Annotated in this window: 3 protein-coding genes; 2 read left to right on the top strand and 1 reads right to left on the bottom strand. The window is 70.2% G+C overall.

What is annotated here, in order from left to right:
• Positions 1-224, top strand: a 224-nt coding sequence (locus ACFU99_RS40505) for an ATP-binding protein (RefSeq protein ID WP_384402836.1), incomplete at its 5' end; no start/stop codon positions are given.
• 109 nt (positions 225-333) lie between these two features.
• Here the strand turns inward: ACFU99_RS40505 and ACFU99_RS40500 are convergent.
• On the bottom strand, positions 334-1,638 hold the full coding sequence (locus tag ACFU99_RS40500; RefSeq protein WP_384402833.1) for an MFS transporter: 1,305 nt from the start codon (positions 1,636-1,638) through the stop codon (positions 334-336).
• A gap of 140 nt (positions 1,639-1,778) precedes the next feature.
• Between ACFU99_RS40500 and ACFU99_RS40495 the strand changes: the two genes are divergently transcribed.
• Positions 1,779-2,327 (top strand): MarR family winged helix-turn-helix transcriptional regulator, encoded by a 549-nt coding sequence (locus ACFU99_RS40495; RefSeq protein WP_384402830.1) that lies wholly within the window; start codon positions 1,779-1,781, stop codon positions 2,325-2,327.
• Positions 2,328-2,570 lie beyond the last annotated feature (243 nt).

The raw sequence follows: 2,570 nt of genomic DNA, 5'->3' as shown, positions 1-2,570 counted from the left end.
GCACCCCGCCCATGCGGCTGAGACTGCGCCGCACGGACCGCCGCCTGATAATCGAAGTCACCGACGGAGACGACCACCTGCCGCGCCGCCGCAAGCCCGAACCGGCCGACGAGGCCGGCCGCGGCATCTCGATCATCGCCACCATCGCCTCCTCCTGGGGCTCACGCCGCACCCCGGGCGGCGGAAAAGCCGTCTGGTGCGAATTCGCCCTCCCCATGGGATGAGCGCTCCCCCTGGGATGAGCGGTACGGACGCGAGTCCCGTACGCGCACACGACCGTGGCCCGGAAGCGTCGGCTTCCGGGCCACGGCGGCGGTACGAGCGAGGGCAGGGTCAGGCGGCCACGGCGACCGTGTCCGTCGAGTCCGCCGACTCCGACTCCGACGCCTGGGCCTGCGCCGCCTGAGCCCGCAGCGGGTTGTCCTGCCGCAGGGACAGCCGCCGCCCCAGCCGCAGCGCGAGCGCGCTGATCCCGAGCGAGCAGACGACCAGCATCGCTATATAGGCGACGTACATGCCGCCCCCGGCCATCAGCCCGCCGACGGCCGGACCGATCGCCAGCGCGAGCTGCTTCACGAGGGCGAAGGCCGAGTTGTACTGGCCGACCAGCCGCGCCGGAGCCAGGTCGGCGACCAGCGGCGCCATCGTCGGCGACAGCATCGACTCGCCGAGCCCGAAGAGCGCGTACGTCGAGATGAGCAGCGTGGTGGCGACGGCCTGCGCCCCGTGCACCAGCCCGGAGACCCCGGCCGCGATCCACGCCACGGTCCAGACGACCCCGACCAGCGCGATGACCCGGCTGCGCCGCCGCCGCTCGACGAGCTTCAGCACGACGAACTGCGCCAGCACGATGGCGGCCGTGTTGGCGGCCAGCGCCACGCCCAGCGTGGCGGGGGAGATCCGGGTGACCTCGACGGCGTACGCGGACAGGCCCGACTCGAACTGTCCGTAGCAGGCGAAGAACATCACGAAGCCCAGCACGCACAGCTGCACCATCGCCCGGTCCGAGAGCAGCGTCCGCCAGCCGCCCTTGGCGGCTTCCTGCGGCACCGAGTCCTCGACCTTGGCCGTGTTCGGCAGCCGCACGGTCGCCAGGATCGCGCCCAGCACCAGGAACATCACCGACTCGATCGCGAACAGCCGCACGAAGCTCGACGGGTCCGAGGTGTCCACCAGCTGCCCGCCGAGCAGTCCGCCGACGCCGAGCCCCAGGTTGTTCAGGAAGAACTGCGTCGCGAAGGACCGCGACCGGGTGGCCGGGGTGGAGCACCACACGATCATCGTCGCCAGCGCCGGCTGGATGACCGCGATGCCCGCGCCCAGGAGAGCCGCGGCGGCGATGGCCATCGGCTCGGTCTGGGCGAGCCCGAGACCCAGGGACCCGACGGCGGCGGAGACCGTGCCGACGACGGCCACGGGCAGCGGCCCCCGCCGGTCGATGGCGGCACCGGTGAAGGGCAGCACGGCGAGCGCGGCCACGGCGAAGGTCGCGAGGACGATGCCTGCCGTACTCGCGCCGAGGTCCCGTACCTGAGACACGTAGATGAACAGGAAGGGGACGGTGAAGCCGTTGCCGAACGCACTCAGTGCGTTGCCCAGCTGAATCCGGCGCAGTGCTGCGCCCATCGCGGTGGTCACGCTCACCTCCTAGGTAGTGAGGAGTGGGGTGGGAAGAAGGGGGTAGAGTCCAAGCCTGAAGACTTCAACTCTAAAGTTCGAAGCTAAAGAGTACATATCAAAGGGCTTTAACGCCAATCACTCGTGCCATACTGCGGCGCATGGCTGACACCCCCGGCCCACCAGAGCCGAGCCTCGACGAACAGATCGCTGCCTACCAGCGCGAGTTCCATGACCTAGATCCGCAGGTGGAGAAGGTCGTCTCGGCCCTGAGCCGCCTCAACCGCCGCATGAACGTCGCCTACGGGCGACAGACCGCCGACCTCGGCATCAGCAACACCGAGTGGGAGGTGCTCAAGGCCCTCGTACTGGCCGGCGAGCCCTACCGGCTGGGCCCCGGCGAGCTGGCGAAGCGCCTCGGGCTGACCCCGGCGGCCATGACGCACCGCATCGACCGCATGGTCGGCGAGGGCCTCGTCACGCGGGAGCGCGACGAGAACAACCGGGTCCGCGTCATCATCGGCATCACGAGCGAAGGCCGCGCCAAGTGGCTGGAGGCGATGCGGATGGCGACGGTCTTCGAGGGCGACCTCCTCCAGGACCTCTCCGGCGAGGAGCGCGCGGTGCTCGGCGAGATGCTGACCCGGCTGCTGCGCCGCGTGGAGGACGCCCAGCCGGATGCCGGCGGGCGCCTGAACGACCTCGACTGACCTCGACCGAGGGCGGTGGGGCCGCAGGGGAAGCCGGTGTTCGGGGTCCGCGGCCGGGACCGATCGGACCGGGTTGACACGGGCGAGGCCGGTCCGTAGTGTTCTCCGAGTTGCCACGGAGCCGTAACGGTTCTTCGGCAGCCACCCCCTTGAGCCGCACCGGCGGCAAATCACTACAGCAGCACGACCCCTGAACGGGACAGATTTCGGCATGCCGGAATTCGGACCGCAGACTCGATTATG

The sequence above is a fragment of the Streptomyces sp. NPDC057654 genome (genome assembly GCF_042800135.1).
In the GTDB taxonomy this organism is placed as follows: domain Bacteria; phylum Actinomycetota; class Actinomycetes; order Streptomycetales; family Streptomycetaceae; genus Streptomyces.
Note: the sequence above shows the minus strand (reverse complement) of the source record. Positions and strands in the feature narration are given on the sequence as shown.

Excerpts from the sequence above, each read along its gene's own strand:
- ACFU99_RS40495 (WP_384402830.1), top strand. The coding sequence starts at position 1,779 with ATGGCTGACACCCCCGGCCCACCAGAGCCGAGCCTCGACGAACAGATC.